This is a genomic window from Bacillus sp. L75 (genome assembly GCF_003676355.1).
GTDB lineage: Bacteria > Bacillota > Bacilli > Bacillales > Bacillaceae > Bacillus > Bacillus velezensis.
The window spans coordinates 386077-403033 of the sequence record NZ_ML064901.1 but is presented as its reverse complement, the minus strand read 5'-3'; the positions used below and the strand labels follow the sequence as shown (position 1 = coordinate 403033).

Sequence of the window (16957 nt, the reverse complement as noted above, 5' to 3'; positions counted from 1 at the left end):
ATCGGCGCCCCTTCGTTTACCATTCAGACGGATTGATCCGCTTGTTTCTCTGTATTTCTTTGACTCCCTTGTCTGACTGAAAAAACAGCAAAAACGATCGTAAGGGTCAGTCCGACCGCCGCGAAAATATAATCCGCATTCATCAACAGCAGAAGCCCTGTGTAGACAGCGGCCGACAGCGGTTCACCCATTTTGACAATGGAAAAAATCAGTGCAAAGACCCTTCCGAAATATGCGGCCGGAACCGTCTTTTGGAAATACAGCACCGTTTGCACATCAATATACGAGATGATGATGCCAAGCACCAGGAAGATGATGCACTCAAACCCATGAAGGGGAAAAAACAGGAGCATAATGAGCAGTCCCGCTGCCGTTAACGTCCGCGGGTACAGCCGGTTCAAGCGTTTTGTATTCCATTTGAAAAATACGGCCAGATTGCCCAAAAGCATCCCCGCCTGAAACATTGAATACATGACGGCAAACCATACAGAATAGTTCTGCTGAAAACGCTCCACAGCAAGAATCGGCCCCATTACTGAAATAAGGCCGGCAATGACGAGATTTACGACGAAAAAGTATCCGACCGATGTCAGCCATGCCGCATTTCCTTTCAGCATTCTGTAACCGGCTTTTACATCTTCAGTTCCGTTGCTTTTTTCATCGGGCTGTTCTGAAATACGAATGAACGCGATAAATGCCGCGGAGATCAAAAAAGCAGTTCCGTTTATGGCAAACAGCATCCCGAACGGAATAGCCGCAATCATGATCCCGCTGATCAATTTTCCGACGATGAGTCCGATCAAGTCACTCGTATTGATCAGAGATGTCGCCTGATCAAGATGCTGTTTGCGGACGAGCAGCGGAATGATCGCGACTTTCGCCGGCGCAAACAGCATCGATTGCAGAGATAGACAAAAGGCGCACACCCCGGCTATCCACACGGTTAATAAATCGTTCGCGCTGAGCACCGCCAAGAGGATCATAATGGCGGCCCGGCCCGTATTGCACAAATACAAGATCGACTTTTTTCGGAATAAATCAATCAGCGGCCCCGCCAGCACGCCAAATGTCAAGGGCACGAGTTCGATAAAAGAAATAACGCCGACTAGAATTTTGCTGCCGGTCAATTCTAACACTAACAGCGGCAAAGCAATGAGCCAGACCCCATCCGCTGCTGAAGAAAACACCTGTGCACACCAAAGCTTTGCATAGTTCGGTGTTCGATATGTCATATCAGACCCTTTTTTGATCCTCGTCATCAGAAACACCGCCGAACCATTCCAGCGTTCTCCATGATTCCCGTCTTTCCGTATAATCCTCTTCCATCACCTCAAATACAATGCCGGTATCTTGAGTCCGATAAAGCTCCTGCAAAGTATCTGCAGCACGTCTCAGCAGCTCCTCAGCGATTGTCCCTTCACTCGGATGGCGGCCCTCAAAACAGCGGACGCCGCCATGCGGGAACGCAAGCTGGCGAAATGAGCTGAAGTGATAATGCTTAATGCTCTCTTTTATCGAAAGAAACTGAAAGAAATCGGGATATTTCAGCTGATCATTTCTGAACATAAGGGCGGAAGACAAGTGAGTCTGATAGGTAATCGCCCAATGGCACAGATCCCACGTAATACCGACATGCTTCAGATCCATCTGCACCAGCTCTGTAAAATCCTCAGGATAAATGAAAATCGGATCAAAATCCTCTCCCAGATTCCCGATGATCGGAAGGTTTTCCACACCGATCCAAATGTCCGTCCCTTTCAGCCGCTCATCAAACTCCGCGAAAAACTCAACGATTTTTTTACGGTTTCCTTCCAGGTCGTAGACTTGAAATTCCTCAACCGTCATAAATTGATTCGCATGAACGGTTATGCCTTTGGCGCCGTATTTCACAGCGAGCTCCGCAAAGTGATAAAGCTGTTTTTTGATGTGATCTTCATTCACATAATCGGCATGATCTGTCGGGAAATGCAGCGTTAATAATGAAGGATCAAGCTGTTTCGCATATTCCAGCGTCTGATTAAATGTTTTGATATAATCCGCTTCCTCAAAGGAATGGCCGTCAAAAATATTCGCTTCCAGACCGTATCCCGCTTCCACCCATTTCTCATCGATTTGCTTCGGATCAAGTCCGAAAAACGGAATTTGAGCAATCATAGGACAGTCACCATGTTCCTCTCACCAGCATAAACGCTTCCGCAGCCGAAAAACCCGCTTTTGCTCCCCACACATGGGCATTATGTTCGATCGCCTGCAAAGAGCGGGGATGAGGGAAGTCTCTGAGCTCGGAGCCGTAACACGCCATCGATTTCAATTTCGTTTCAAGCTCGTCTTCAATATTAACGAAGAAATTGGCATGAAACTGATCCTTCTGACAGTAATTCCATTCCGTCGAAGACAATGTTTCATAGGCAAAAACCCGTTTTACCGTATGACCGGGAAGCGGACGGGTTGCCGTCATGACCGCTCTGAATACGACAGAGTGGTCAATATTAATGTCACCGCCGTACTGGGTATACACAATGTCAGGCTGAAAACGATTGATTTGTTTCTCCGCTTCCTTCACGACATCCAGCAAATCCATTGAATCCATTCTGTTATCAGGAAGGTTCAGCCTGACAAAATCATGGATGCCCAAAGTGCTGAGCGCCTGCTCCGTTTCTTGATTAGAATGCTCCATAACGGAATCTTCAGGCTTTTTGTAATCCGTTTTTCTTGATGACTTGCCTTCCGCCATAATGACTGCCGACACGCTGTCACCTTGGCGGACATGTTTGGCGAGCGTGCCGCCGACGCCGATAATTTCATCGTCGGGATGCGCTGCAAATACCATTACTTTCATCATATTGCCCTCCTTTAACTAACATTTCAGCTGTATCCGCTCCGCAGTTCATCAGCATATCGAGCATGGAGAGGTGAGGGATATGCTCCCCGAATAATTGAGGATAGCCAAAATGTCGGATCTGCTGATACTCAATGACAATTCCGTTTCTTTCAAAATCGCTTTCTATTAAATAGTCGGAACCCTGACTGCCTGAATAATAACGGTCCGCCCCCAGCTCCTGACAAAGCGCTAAAACAAAATCGCTTTTTTTCTCCTTCCGGCATTCAAGCTCAGAGACATAACAGAGCGGCGTTTCAATTCGGAGCTCTTTTCGGAAAAATTCAATGATGTGCATATTCAAATCATGGAGATATTCCCACTCCCGCTGATAGACATCTTGAAAAAAATGCTGGTATCGCTCAAAATAGGGAGCTTTCGCATAGTTCATTTTAATCGCCATCCAATGTTTTTTCCGCCAATCCTGTGTCTGGTCGATTTTCATATGCCGAAGCTCTATGTCTTTATATTGTTTCATCTGCAAAGGCACTGTCAGCCATCTGGGGCCTTGCGGCGTTTTGATTCTGTTGCGGTTGAGGAATCCTTTTTTCTCAAATTGGGCTGTGTCATGAATGGCAAACAGATCCGACTTATACATTTTTTCAAAAAAACCGTACCACGGCAGATAACTGGATTGATGGCCGCTTATTGTTTTCATTCCGGTTTCGTAAAAAGTCGGCATTGTTTTTCTTCAGCTCCCCAATATCGTTTCGGTCTCGCGATTTCTTTACTGTGTGAATAGCCAAAATCAGCCCATTGAAGCTTGCGGCAAATGGCGAATTGCAGGGCGTCACGCATCAATAAGTAAGAGGCCTGCGCTTTTTTTCCCGCCAGGCTGTTTACATTCTGCCAATAATAGAAATGAGAGCGGTCATAGAGAAAAATACTGCTGCTGATCAGCGTCTCATCCTGATATGCTCCGATCCAAAACATCCGGTCCGCAAACGTGTCAAGCAGCTTTTGGAAAAAGCCCTGGCTCAGCACATAAGCTGCGCCGATTGACGCTGTATGCTCTTTGTAGAGGTCATAAAACGCGCCAAGTTCTTTTCGCCCGATCAGCCGGGTGACAATATTCTCTTTTTCAGCGTATCTGACTGCCGTCCGGGCTTTTCCGGAAATGCCCGTCCAAAGCTCGTCAAACGTGTCCGGAAGCGAAAGAATCCGCGTTGCCTTTTCCGTCCATCCTTCCCTGATTTCTTCTGTAAAAGAAGTCTGACCGTACGGCAGCAGCATCCGGGATATGTTCCGACCGAATATGGCCTGGATTTCACTTTGAAGCCATTCAAATGAGATGGGGCGATCTGAAATAACGCCGCCGTATCCGATCATGTTGCCGGATAATACGCCCTTCTGTTCAAAAAGCGGAAGATAGATGACTTGTCCTCCGTCCGTTGTCAGTCTGACAGGGTGAAATGACGTGCCGGGAAGCTCTTCCATGAGGATTCCCCAATCATAGCTTTGAAACAATCCCGCCTGATACATGTCAGCGGCCCGATCCCATGCCTGGCGGGTCGTGCATACTGCTGTTTTTTGCATAGTTATCACCACTATTCAGTCTTATTCTGTTGCTCACAATATGATAAAACGGATTCGGCTATATATCTGACTTGCTCCTTTTGAAGAGGAGGTTTAAACGGCAGGGAAAGAACTCTCTTCCAAAGCGGGTCTTCCCCGCCTTCCCCCGCGTATGTTTCATAAATCGGAATACGTCCGAGGGGAAGATAGTTCCAGCATGTTTGGATGCCTCTTTCAGCTAAATAAACGGAACACCCGTACCGCTCTTCATCCCGGGGAAATACAATTGTTAAATAATTCAGATGTTCTCCTTCTTGGGGCTGGATCATTCTTATGCCGTTTGTTTCTTCCGCCTTTGCAAAGATTTCTCCCGCCGTCTCTAAGTTTCGGAGCGAAGCTGTTACAAGCTGATCTATACGTGAAAGCTGATCATCAATAATGGCTTCCCTTGCCGGATGCATACGAAGCACGGGTACAACAGCCGGTTTATCCGGCAGAGCTTCGAGCTTTGTGGCTTTCATGGAAGGCATGGCGCCCGCTTTTCTAAACATATATGAAATAGGATGATGCCGTTTCCGTTTCATTACAGCTTGGATTCTTTGATTTCTGATATAGATTCGATAGTCAGCTGCCACTTGGCTGCGCTGTTCCATCGGGAGATTTGCTTTTTGCCGAAGCCATTCTTTCGGCGCGATTAACGCGCCGCCTCCGATACTCGCAAGCGGCTTTGAGGGGCCGAAGCTTAAAATGCCGAAATCGCCCAAACCGCCGGCAAATGTATCGGCTTGTTTTGTAAACATGGCTTGAGCGGCATCATCAATGACAGCAATTCCGTTTTCCTTCGCCCAGTCAATGATGGCGGTATTTTCTCTCCGGCCGTATACATGTGTGAGGATAACCGCACACGTACGCCTCGTCACTTTTTTTTTGACATCCTCAAAAGATAAGAATAGATGCTCATCCAGCTGCGCAAACACAGGCGTCGCACCGGATTGCAGTACGGCATCAATGACATTCGGGCAGCTGAAGGATGAGAAAATCACTTCTTTCCCCGGCCCGGCCCCCGAATAAGTTAATGCGAGCACCAGTGCCGCACTGCCGCTGGAGGTCAGCACAACCCCTTTCCCGTAACGTTTTTCCAGTTTTTCAGTCAGTCCGCTTTGTCCGGCAGTAAGCAAGTGTTTCACTGCGCGCAGACGGCCGCTGACGGAAAACTGTCCGGGATAAACGGGATATTTGACCACTTCCGGGTTTTTAGGAAAGTGAAAGTTTGTGCTTTTGTCTTTCATCTTTTATGATCTCCAGGCCTTCATTCAGACTTACTTTCGGAGCGTAACCGAGCAAACGTTTCGCCTTCTCGATTGACGGCGCCCGTTTAAAAATCTCGATGTCTTTTCCCCTCACGCCGTCTTCGCCCAGCTTTTTAAACAGATAGTTATCCTTCTCTCTGCCTGAGAGCACATTGACTTTTTCAGCCAGTTCTTTTATCGTGATCGGCTGGTCGTTCCCGATATTGAAGTCTTCAAAGACGGCTCCTTCATGAATGAGAGCGAGATAAGTTCCGGTGATGATATCACTGATGTAGCTGAAGCAGCGTATTTGTCCGCCGTCCCCGTAAAGAGGCAGCTCAGAGCCATTCTCGGCCAGGCTGAAAAACTTGTTGATGACAAAATCCTCGCGCTGTTTCGGCCCGTATACATTAAAGTACCGGACGACCCGAATATGAAGTTCGTCGGAAGCCTGTTCTCTCAAATATTCCTCTGATTGCAGTTTGGCTTTTCCGTAAGCCGATTTCGGAAGCTTTCTGCTTGTCTCGGTATAAGGAAAATCCGGTGAATCTCCGAACACTTCTGAACTCGATGAGAAAAGAAGTGTGCTGATTCCCAATTCACCGCATACCTCAGTGACGTTTTTCGTTCCTTCAAAATTGACCCGTATGACGTCTTCTTCATTGCTTCGGCAGCTGTCCACTCCGACCATTGCCGCCAAATGGACAACCGCATCCGCTCCCCGCAGTGATTCGCGGAGGGACGTCCGGTCAAGGATATCCGTTTGGCGGTATTCAGTGTCAAAAGCCGGCTTCTTTTGGTCTGCAATGATGGTGTGATAACCTTTAGCCTGTAATAATGCCGCCAGTTCGCTTCCGATAAAACCGGCCCCTCCGATAATCGCAATATGTTTCATGATCCTACCTCCTGGCTGATAGTCAAAACTTCTTTTATAGACTTGACAATATAGCTGCAATCCTCATCTGATAACTGGCTGTAAAGAGGCAGTGATACGATCTCCCGGAAAACACGTTCAGTTACCGGAAGCTCGGCAGGAAAATGTTTTTTATAGTAAGGATGCAAATGCACGGGAATAAAGTGCACGCTCAGCCCGATTTGTTTTTCTTTCATTTTCTCAATAAACAGATCTCTGTCCATACCGCCGTTTTCTCGAATCCGCAAAATAAATAAATGCCATGAGTGCGTTATGCCGCTTGGAATGTCAGAAAGCGGAAGCGCCGCTTTGTCAGATTGACCTGACAGTTCACGTACATAAAATTGAGCGATCTGTTCCCGTTTTTCTTGAATGTCGTTTGCGCGCTTCAATTGAACCAGACCGAGCGCGGCCTGAATATCCGTCATATTATATTTAAAGCCCGGCAGTAAAACGTCGTATCTCCAGCTGCCTTTTTCACCGTACCGGTTCCAGGCATTTTTTGTGATGCCGTGCCATCCGTACAGCCTCGCTCTTTCTGCGGCCTGTTCGTCTTTCATAACGAGGGCTCCGCCTTCCCCCGTTGTAATATTTTTGGTGGCATAAAAGCTGAAGCACACGGCATCGCCGTGAGTGCCGATCATGCTTCCGTTATATTTTGTACCGAGCGCATGAGCGGCGTCTTCAATCAGATACAATCCGTTTTCTTTACAAATGGATTGCAAGTTTTCCAGATCAGCCGGATAGCCGGCAAAATGAACCGCAATTACCGCTTTTGTGCGCGGCGTTATTTTCTTCCTGACATCTTCAGGATCGGCACATAGACTTTTCTCGCATATATCCGCAAACACCGGAACGGCTCCGGCGTGCAGGATGACATTGACACTGGAACAGAACGTGAAGCTCGGCACGATGACTTCATCGCCTTCTCCCACCCCGAGCGCCAATAAAGCCATATGTAATGCAGCGGTGCCTGAATTACAGCTGATGACGTGTTCGGCTCCTATACATTCTCCCAGCTTTTTTTCAAAATCGATTACCTTCGGGCCTTTCGAAATCCAGCCCGATTGAATCGTTTCGGTTACGCTTGCGATTTCTTCGTTTGTCATATCAGGTCTGTGAAAAGAGATAAATCGATTACTAATGACCGTTCCCTCCTATAAAGTGACAACTCTGCAATTGTCGGCTGATTTTTCCTTGCATACATTTCTTGTGTCAAAGATAATCGGTGAGGCATCCTTCAAAATACTGTAGTCGATGACATCGTGATCTGTATGAATGATGATGACGTCGTACTGATTGATTTGTTCTTTTGTGAAAGGGACAGATTGTTTGCGGCTTCCGTCATTCAAGCGGATCTCGCTGATAAACGGATCATGATAATCAATCGCGCATCCCTTGTCCATCAATTCTTCCATTATCGTAAACACTGAGGATTCACGCGGGTCATTTGTATTTTTTTTATAAGCGGCCCCTATTATTAAGATGCTGCATTTGTCTTTGCCCGCCAGTTTCAAAGCATAGTCAGAGACAGAAATCGGCATGTTGGAATTGATTTCGTCCGCGAGATCAATTAATTTTGTCTGCAGCCCTTTTTCATTCGCGATCCATTTGAAGTAAAAAGGATCAATCGGGATACAATGGCCTCCGACTCCGGGGCCCGGGATAAATTTTTGAAAGCCGAACGGCTTCGTGTCCGCCGCGCAGATGACTTCCCATATATCAATATCAAGTTCACGGCAATTAAGCGCCATTTCATTGATAAGAGCTATATTGACATAACGATAAGTATTCTCTAGGAGTTTAGCTGTTTCAGCTACTTCGGGTGAGGTGACCGGGTGAATGCTTGTAACAATGGTGCTGTAAAACGCTGAGGCAAGTTCTGTGCAAGTCTGTGTGGTTCCGCCGACTACTTTAGGAATATCTGAAACTTCATATTGCCTGTTGCCCGGATCGATTCTTTCCGGAGAATAAGCCGTAAAAAAGTCTGTTCCTATTTTCATGCCGCGGCTTGATGCCATTCTGTCGGCAATCTTTTTTTTCGTTGTTCCGGGATAGGTGGTGCTTTCTAAAATTAAAAGCTGATGCTGCCTTCCATAAGCAATCATGCTGTCAACTGCACTGTCGATGTAGGTTAAATCGGGGATCTTGTCTTTTTTGTTCAGGGGTGTCGGCACACATATCACAATGATGTCGCATTGTTGGATGAGCGACATGTCGGCGCTGATTTGAAAGCGTTTTGTTTGTAAAGCCGAGTTCAGTCTGTCGTCCTCTATATCTTGAATATGGCTGCTTCCGGCGGCTAACAAGGAAACCTTTTCACTGTTTTTGTCGAATCCGATAACATTGTATCCTTTATCGACACATTCCAGCGCAAGAGGGAATCCCACATATCCCATGCCTAACACGCCTACAATCGCCTGCTTCGTTTCAATCAGATGTAACAGCCGTTTTTGACCAAGGTTGCTGGCTTCTTTTGTGACAGTATTCATTTTTCGCCCCCTAATAGATAGAAAAGAGTATTGTTTTTTACAATTTAAAACAAATATCGATCGATATCGCAATTATAACAAAAGTTAAAATTTGATAAATGAGTTTTACATCCTTTTATAAATTAGGTATTATCTATTTATTTTTCTTTTATTTGTAAAATAAAATCCTGTCAAATGGTATATATCTGGTAACGAGTGAGAAAATCTCCCTTAATTGAGAGAATATACAGAAAATAATAAAAAAACAGGCCGAAGCCTGTTTTTTATTCTTTCACTGCCTCAGTTACAGCCGCAGAAACGAGTGATCCCGCTTTCTCTAATCGTTCTTTGCTGATGTGTTTCATATTATCATTCTCAGTGTGATACCAGGGCCCCGGCTCCTGTGTATCGGGGCTGAGCCAAATCCAGTTAGCCGACGGAATCCCTGCTTCATAAAAAGAGACATGGTCTGAGTAACCGAGCTGAATCAGGTTTGGCTTGACCAACCGGGATTTTTCAGCGGCTTTTTCAGCATACCGGACGCTCGGGTTTTCCTTGCCGTCAGGAGTCGTGACACACATTTGACTCGCTTCTTCCCAGTCAGTCGCAATCATATCGGCATTAAAATTGGCCTGGCTGTGCTTTCTTTCATTGTTCGTGAGTGTACTGACGTAATAAGATGAACCCGCAGACCATAATTCTTCTGCACCGAACAGGATAAAGCGGATCTCTTTGTCTTTCGGTATGTGTTTGAGTTGCTTGCTGATTTCCAGAACGGCAGATGTGCCTGAGGCGTTATCATCCGCTCCGGGCGCGCCTTTTACGCTGTCATAATGCGCTGTGACATAAATAATATCAGCATCAGAAGAGTTGGCCTGTGCCGCTTTGCGCGTTCCTATAATATTTTGTGAGGTGCGGTTTTTATAGTTTTTAAATTGAATGACTGCCTGCTTTTCCTGCAGCAGTGCTTCACCGTCTTCTTTTTTCATACCCGCCGCCGGTATCGTGATTCCTTTATCGGTATGCGGACGGACGGCGAGCGGTTTTGTTGTCTGATTATAAATAATGACTGCTTTGGCTCCCGCTTGTTCGGCATGTTTGATCTTTTGAGAAACGGGGATCTTTCCTTCGCGTATCACTGCAATCTTTCCTTTGGCTCCTGTTACGTCATCGCGTGATCCGCAGCCGCCGTCAAAAATCCCTCCCTCAATTCTCAGCTCTTTTTCAACAGCGGATTGATCAGCGGAGCGGAGCGGGAATTCATGATCTCCCGCTGTGACTGAACCTGAAAAGTACTTTTTCAATGGAAATGACTGTACTTTGACACTGGCGCCCTGAGCCCGCAGGCGATTCGATATGTATTCAGCCGCTTCCTTTTCTTTCGCAGTTCCGGTTTCCCGCGGTCCGATGGTTTCACTCAGATCATGCATCGTGTCCAATGCCTCATCAGCATCAAAAACCGGCGCGGCCACGGCTGAATAAGCATGAGTTTCGGACAGCGGCCCGGCAGACGCGCCCCATATGACGCTTGCTGCCACCGCGGCTGACATAAATGAAAATTTCATCATAATCCCTCCTCTTATTAACACCTCTTCCCTTTCGATTGAAGAACACTGATTCCTTTAAAAAGGGGAAAAATGAATATTATTGACCAAATGAAGATGATGAAAAAGGAGGGAAAAGCCCGGGAGCATAAAAAAACGCCGGGAGAATATCTCCCGGCGTCCATTCCATTACTTATTCAAGTTATAGAAAGAGTTGATACCGTGGTATTGAGCAGTTTCAGCCAACTGATCTTCGATGCGAAGAAGCTGGTTGTATTTCGCAACACGGTCCGTACGGGACGGAGCACCTGTTTTGATTTGTCCTGCATTAGTTGCCACAGCGATGTCAGCGATTGTGCTGTCTTCAGTTTCACCTGAACGGTGAGAGATAACGGCAGTGTAGCCCGCGCGTTTCGCCATTTCGATCGCATCGAACGTTTCAGTCAATGTACCGATTTGGTTTACTTTGATCAGGATAGAGTTGCCTACGCCGTTTTTGATACCTTCAGCAAGCTTTTTCGTGTTTGTAACGAAAAGGTCGTCTCCGACAAGCTGAACTTTTTTGCCAAGACGCTCTGTAAGAAGTTTGTGGCCTTCCCAGTCGTTCTCGTCAAGTCCGTCTTCGATAGAGATGATTGGGTATTTAGAAACCATTTCTTCGTACCAGTCAACCATTTCAGCAGATGTTTTCACAACGCCTTCGCCAGACAGATGGTATTTGCCGTCTTCTTTGTTGTAGAACTCAGAAGATGCAGCATCCATCGCAAGTTTCACTTCTTCGCCAGGTTTGAAGCCGGCTTTTTCGATTGCTTCAACGATTGTTTGAAGCGCTTCTTCGTTAGAACCAAGGTTCGGAGCGAATCCGCCTTCGTCACCTACAGCTGTGTTCATTCCTTTAGCAGAAAGAACTGATTTCAGGCTGTGGAAGATTTGAGCGCCCATGCGAAGCGCTTCACGGAAGTTAGGCGCGCCTACAGGCATGATCATGAATTCTTGAATGTCTACGTTGTTGTCAGCATGCTCTCCGCCGTTTACGATGTTCATCATCGGTACAGGAAGCGTTTTTGAGTTGAATCCTCCAAGGTATTGGTAAAGAGGAATCTGTAAAAAATCAGCAGCTGCGCGCGCACAAGCCATAGATACGCCAAGGATTGCGTTCGCACCGAGTTTGCCTTTGTTTTCAGTTCCGTCAAGCTCGATTAAAAGCTGATCGATTGCGTTTTGTTCAGTTACGTCAAAGCCGAGAAGCTCTGGAGAAATGATTTCGTTTACGTTGTTAACAGCAGTTAACACGCCTTTTCCAAGGTAACGGTCTTTGTCGCCGTCACGAAGCTCAACCGCTTCGTATTCACCTGTAGAAGCTCCGCTTGGCACTAATGCGCGGCCGAAAGCTCCTGTTTCTGTATATACTTCAACTTCAACTGTTGGGTTGCCGCGGGAGTCAAGGACTTCGCGTGCATAAACATCAACAATGTATGGCATGAGTTTGTCTCTCCTTTTGATTTACGCTTATTTTTGAATTAAAGATGTTCCGGTCATTTCTTTCGGTTTTTCAACACCGAGAAGGTCTAATAACGTTGGTGCGAGGTCGCCTAGGATTCCGCCTTCGCGCAGCGTCACGCCTTCTTTCGTCACAATGACAGGGACTGGGTTTGTCGTATGGGCAGTGTGCGGTTCGCCTGTTTCTGTAATCAGAATGTCCGCATTACCGTGATCAGCGGTAATGATGGCATGTCCGCCTTTAGCGATGATGGCGTCAACCACTTCGCCTAAGCATTCATCCACTGCTTCAATTGCTTTAATCGTCGGTTCGACCATTCCGGAGTGGCCGACCATGTCAGGGTTTGCAAAATTCAGGATGATCGCGTCGTGCTTGTCAGCCGCGATTTCTTTTACAAGAGCATCCTTCACTTCATACGCGCTCATTTCAGGCTTCAGGTCATATGTCGCGACCTTCGGCGAGTTAATGAGGATGCGCTCTTCGCCCGGGAATTCTTCTTCGCGGCCGCCGCTCATAAAGAACGTAACGTGCGGATACTTTTCAGTTTCTGCAATGCGAAGCTGTTTTAACCCGTGCTGTGCCAATACTTCACCGACTGTATTGTCAAGGTTTACCGGTTTAAAAGCCACATATCCGTCAACAGATTCACTGAAGTGAGTCAGGCAGACGAAATACAGGTTTTTCGGATGATTTTCACCGCGGTCGAAATCGCGGAAATCTTTGTTGGTAAACGTGTTTGAAATCTGGATGGCGCGGTCTGGTCTGAAATTATAGAAAATCACAGAATCGCCGTCATGAATTTTCGCAACGGGTTCACCGTTTTCTTTTGTGATGACGGACGGAATGACGAATTCATCATGAATGCCGTTCGCATAAGAATCGTCGACTACATCCATCGCGCTGCGGTAAGACGGGCCTTCGCCGTAAGCCATTGCGCGGTACGCTTTTTCCACACGGTCCCAGCGTTTGTCGCGGTCCATGGAGTAGTAGCGTCCGGAAATGCTGGCGATTTCGCCGACACCGATTTCTTCGATCTGCTCATTCAGCTGCTGAATGTAAGTTTTCGCCGTTTGCGGACCTACATCGCGGCCGTCGAGGAAACCGTGAATATACACCTTCGTCAGTCCTTCACTTTTCGCAAGCTTCAGCAGCGCGAATAAATGATTGATATGACTGTGTACGCCTCCGTCAGAAAGAAGGCCGAACAGGTGCAGCGCTTTGTCGTTGTCTTTCGCGTTTTTGATGGCGTCAAGGAACGTTTGATTGCGTTCGAATTCGCCTTCGCGGATGGCAACGTTCACGCGTGTTAAGCTTTGGTACACAATACGTCCTGCGCCGATATTCAAATGACCGACTTCAGAGTTCCCCATCTGTCCTTCAGGCAGTCCGACTGCTTCGCCTGATGCCGTCAGCGTCTGATGAGGGTATTGGTTCCAATAACGGTCGAAATTCGGTTTTTTCGCTTGTGCGACTGCGTTTCCGACTGTTTCATTGCGTAATCCGAACCCATCAAGAATGATGAGTGCAGCTGGTTTTTTACTCATATTGACCTTCCTCCAATAATTGAACGAATGACTGCGGTTCAAGGCTTGCGCCGCCGACCAAAGCACCGTCAATATCGGACTCTGCCATATATTCTTTAATATTTGCAGGTTTTACGCTGCCGCCGTATTGAATGCGGAGCTTGTCAGCAGTTTCCTGGCTGAAGCTTTCAGCAACGACTTTACGGATATGCGCGCAGACGTCGTTAGCATCTTTCGCTGTAGAAGATTTGCCTGTTCCGATTGCCCAGATTGGCTCGTACGCAATAACGGAAGCGGCAACTTGCTCTTCAGAAAGACCCGCAAGACCTTTTTTCACTTGATCGGCAACAAGATCATTTGTTTTTCCGGCTTCGCGCTCTTCAAGCGTTTCACCTACGCAAATGATCGGCACAATGCCGTGTTTGAAAGCGGCATGCGCTTTTTTGTTAACTGTTTCATCAGTTTCAGCGAACATTTCACGGCGCTCAGAGTGGCCGATGACGCAGTAATCCACGCCAAGGTCTTTCAGAGCGACCGGGCTGATTTCACCTGTGAACGCACCGTTTTCTTCAAAATGCATGTTTTGGGCGCCGACTTTCAGGTCAGTTCCTTTAACAGCAGAAGTCAGCTTTTCTAAGAAAAGAGCTGGTGCGCAAACAACGGCTTCCGCTTTGTCTGCTGCTGGAATGGAAGATTTCACTTCTTCAACGAAGCTGACAGCCTCGCCGAGTGTTTTGTTCATTTTCCAGTTACCGGCTATAATTGGTTTTCTCATCTGTTCCACTTCCTTATAGCAGTTTTTATTTATCGTTCAGCGCAGCTACACCTGGAAGCTCTTTGCCTTCCATGAATTCAAGGGATGCGCCGCCGCCTGTTGAGATATGGCTCATTTTGTCAGCAAGGCCGAATTTTTCAACGGCTGCCGCAGAGTCTCCTCCGCCGATGACAGAGTATGTATCATTAGCCTCTGCCAATGCTTCTGCAACCGCTTTTGTGCCTTGAGCGAACAAGTCGATTTCGAATACGCCCATCGGTCCGTTCCACACGACAAGTTTGCTGTTTTTGATAACTTCAGCGTACGTTTCGCGGGTTTTCGTTCCGATGTCGATCGCTTCTAAATCACTTGGGATCTCAGAGATCGGCACGATTTGGACGTTTGCATCGTTAGAGAAATCATCAGCAACGAGAACGTCTTCCGGCATATAGAATTTAACGCCTTTTTCTTTCGCGCGGTCCATGAATGATTTTGCAAGTTCGATTTTATCTTCTTCAAGCAAAGATTTACCGACTTCATAGCCAAGCGCTTTTACGAATGTGTAAGCAAGACCTCCGCCGATGATCAGGTTGTCCACTTTATCAAGCAGACTTTCGATTACACCGATTTTGTCTTTTACTTTCGCGCCGCCGATGATTGCCGTAAACGGGCGCTCAGGATTTGTCACGGCTTTGCCGAGAACGTCAAGCTCTTTTTCCATCAGGAATCCTGCAACCGCCGGCAGCTGCTCGGCAATTCCGGCTGTAGATGCGTGAGCACGGTGGGCAGCACCAAATGCGTCATTGACATATACATCCGCAAGCTCAGCAAATGCTTTAGCAAGCTCAGGATCGTTTTTCTCTTCACCAGGGTAGAAACGTACGTTTTCCAATACAAGAACGTCTCCGTCCTTCATATCAGAAATTTGTGCTTTTACAGCATCGCCGTAAGCTTCATCCGCTTTTTTCACTTCTTTGCCGAGCAGTTCGCCTAAGCGTGCAGCGACAGGAGTTAAACGAAGCTCCTCAACCACTTCGCCTTTCGGGCGGCCTAAGTGGCTCGCAAGAAGGACTTTCGCGCCTTGGTCTGCAAGGTGTTTGATTGTTGGAAGCGCAGCGCGGATACGAGTATCGTCTGTTACTTCCCCGTCTTTCATTGGAACGTTAAAGTCAACGCGGCAGAATACGACTTTGCCTTTTACGTCGATGTCTTTTACTGTTTTTTTATTCATGCCTTAGGAGATCCTCCTTCAAAATGGTTTGCATAGCACGAAAAACGTGAAACGTGAAACCGCCTCATGATGCTTCCGCCGCGGGGCAGATTGCAGCTTCCGGGCACGGGGCAGATCGTCTTCTGAGCCAGGGCAGGCGGCTCAGAAAACGAAAGTGCCGCGGAAACTTCAAAACGCGGACGTTCTGCAGCAATCCGGCGCTTTCTGAAAGCCGGTTCTCATGGAAAAAGGGAAAGGGAGTCCGTCCCCTTCCCTTGTCCGCTTTCATTATAGCGTTTCTGTCCGAAAGAACCAAGTCCGGCCCTTTCCGGGAGCTATGAATTAAAGACCTTGTTTTGCGATGTAAGCTGCAAGGTCAACAACGCGGTTAGAGTAGCCGCTTTCGTTATCGTACCAAGAGATTACTTTTACCATGCTGCCTTCCATAACCATTGTAGAAAGAGCATCGATTGTAGAAGAGTTAGCATTGCCGTTGTAGTCTCCGGATACTAATGGCTCTTCGCTGTAGCCAAGGATTCCTTTAAGATCGCCTTCAGCCGCTTCTTTAAGAGCTGCGTTTACATCTTCAGCCGTTACGTCTTTGTTCAGTTCAGCAACTAGGTCAACAAGAGAAACGTTTGGAGTCGGCACACGCATAGCTCCGCCGTTCAGTTTGCCTTTCAGTTCAGGAAGAACAAGGGAAACTGCTTTAGCAGCACCAGTTGATGTAGGAATGATGTTTTCAGCTGCTGCACGCGCACGACGGTAGTCTTTGTGCGGAAGATCAAGAATTTGCTGATCGTTTGTGTAAGAGTGAACAGTTGTCATCATACCGCGTTTGATGCCGAATTTGTCGTTAAGTACTTTTGCAAACGGCGCAAGGCAGTTTGTTGTGCAAGATGCGTTAGAGATAACATGGTGGTTAGCCGCATCGTATTTGTCTTCGTTAACACCCATAACGATTGTGATATCTTCTTCGTTAGCAGGTGCAGAGATGATAACTTTTTTCGCGCCTGCTTCTAAATGTTTCGCAGCGTCTGCGCGTTTTGTGAAGAAACCAGTAGATTCAACTACGATTTCAACGCCTTGTTTGCCCCAGCTGAGTTTCGCAGGATCGCGCTCAGCAGAAACTTCGATTGTTTTGCCGTTAACAACAAGGTTGCTGCCGTCAACTTTAACTTCTGCATCTAATTTTCCGTGTACGGAATCATATTGTAAAAGATGAGCAAGCATGTTAGCGTCTGTTAAATCGTTAACCGCTACTACCTCAACTTCAGGATTGTTTAATGCTGCGCGGAATACGTTACGTCCAATACGACCAAAACCGTTAATACCGACTTTTACTGCCATGATTATTTC

15 protein-coding genes are annotated in these 16957 nt (G+C 47.0%); all 15 read right to left on the bottom strand.

The genetic code is table 11. The annotated features are described in order from the left end of the window. Window positions 1-23 precede the first annotated feature (23 nt). Window positions 24-1259: an MFS transporter gene (locus tag D5S11_RS02070; protein WP_042635497.1), complete on the bottom strand. Its 1236-nt coding sequence runs from the start codon at window positions 1257-1259 to the stop codon at window positions 24-26. Next, on the bottom strand, window positions 1234-2154 hold the full coding sequence (locus D5S11_RS02065; protein ID WP_043020634.1) for a TIM barrel protein: 921 nt from the start codon (window positions 2152-2154) through the stop codon (window positions 1234-1236). Before D5S11_RS02065 ends, D5S11_RS02070 begins: the two co-directional genes overlap by 26 nt. Window positions 2155-2161: 7 nt before the next feature. After that, on the bottom strand, window positions 2162-2839 hold the full coding sequence (locus D5S11_RS02060) for a PIG-L deacetylase family protein (protein ID WP_032866996.1): 678 nt from the start codon (window positions 2837-2839) through the stop codon (window positions 2162-2164). Continuing rightward, the gene (locus tag D5S11_RS02055) at window positions 2802-3560 is read right to left on the bottom strand and encodes a WbqC family protein (RefSeq protein WP_007409964.1); all 759 of its coding nucleotides are present in this window, start codon (window positions 3558-3560) and stop codon (window positions 2802-2804) included. The genes D5S11_RS02060 and D5S11_RS02055 overlap by 38 nt, the downstream gene beginning before the upstream one ends. Beyond that, on the bottom strand, window positions 3533-4414 hold the full coding sequence (locus tag D5S11_RS02050; RefSeq protein WP_032867000.1) for a GNAT family N-acetyltransferase: 882 nt from the start codon (window positions 4412-4414) through the stop codon (window positions 3533-3535). The genes D5S11_RS02055 and D5S11_RS02050 overlap by 28 nt, the downstream gene beginning before the upstream one ends. An 11-nt stretch (window positions 4415-4425) precedes the next feature. After that, window positions 4426-5682 carry an aminotransferase class V-fold PLP-dependent enzyme gene (locus D5S11_RS02045; RefSeq protein ID WP_032867002.1) on the bottom strand — a complete coding sequence of 419 codons (1257 nt, stop codon included), beginning with the start codon at window positions 5680-5682 and terminating at the stop codon, window positions 4426-4428. Further along, window positions 5648-6577 (bottom strand): NAD-dependent epimerase/dehydratase family protein, encoded by a 930-nt coding sequence (locus tag D5S11_RS02040; protein ID WP_020956362.1) that lies wholly within the window; start codon window positions 6575-6577, stop codon window positions 5648-5650. Before D5S11_RS02040 ends, D5S11_RS02045 begins: the two co-directional genes overlap by 35 nt. After that, on the bottom strand, window positions 6574-7704 hold the full coding sequence (locus D5S11_RS02035; RefSeq protein ID WP_012118481.1) for a DegT/DnrJ/EryC1/StrS family aminotransferase: 1131 nt from the start codon (window positions 7702-7704) through the stop codon (window positions 6574-6576). Before D5S11_RS02035 ends, D5S11_RS02040 begins: the two co-directional genes overlap by 4 nt. A gap of 48 nt (window positions 7705-7752) precedes the next feature. Continuing rightward, the gene (locus tag D5S11_RS02030; protein ID WP_108724723.1) at window positions 7753-9087 is read right to left on the bottom strand and encodes a nucleotide sugar dehydrogenase; all 1335 of its coding nucleotides are present in this window, start codon (window positions 9085-9087) and stop codon (window positions 7753-7755) included. Between the two features lie 263 nt (window positions 9088-9350). Next, window positions 9351-10631: a M20/M25/M40 family metallo-hydrolase gene (locus D5S11_RS02025; protein WP_032867010.1), complete on the bottom strand. Its 1281-nt coding sequence runs from the start codon at window positions 10629-10631 to the stop codon at window positions 9351-9353. Window positions 10632-10799: 168 nt separating this feature from the next. Continuing rightward, window positions 10800-12092: a phosphopyruvate hydratase gene (gene eno / locus D5S11_RS02020; protein ID WP_007409956.1), complete on the bottom strand. Its 1293-nt coding sequence runs from the start codon at window positions 12090-12092 to the stop codon at window positions 10800-10802. A gap of 27 nt (window positions 12093-12119) precedes the next feature. Then, on the bottom strand, window positions 12120-13655 hold the full coding sequence (gene gpmI, locus D5S11_RS02015) for a 2,3-bisphosphoglycerate-independent phosphoglycerate mutase (protein ID WP_003151620.1): 1536 nt from the start codon (window positions 13653-13655) through the stop codon (window positions 12120-12122). After that, window positions 13648-14409, bottom strand: coding sequence for a triose-phosphate isomerase (gene tpiA / locus D5S11_RS02010; protein ID WP_003151618.1), 762 nt, complete (start codon window positions 14407-14409; stop codon window positions 13648-13650). Before tpiA ends, gpmI begins: the two co-directional genes overlap by 8 nt. A gap of 25 nt (window positions 14410-14434) precedes the next feature. Beyond that, window positions 14435-15619: a phosphoglycerate kinase gene (locus tag D5S11_RS02005; protein WP_108724722.1), complete on the bottom strand. Its 1185-nt coding sequence runs from the start codon at window positions 15617-15619 to the stop codon at window positions 14435-14437. 321 nt (window positions 15620-15940) lie between these two features. Beyond that, window positions 15941-16948 (bottom strand): type I glyceraldehyde-3-phosphate dehydrogenase, encoded by a 1008-nt coding sequence (gene gap / locus D5S11_RS01995; RefSeq protein WP_003151611.1) that lies wholly within the window; start codon window positions 16946-16948, stop codon window positions 15941-15943. Window positions 16949-16957 lie beyond the last annotated feature (9 nt).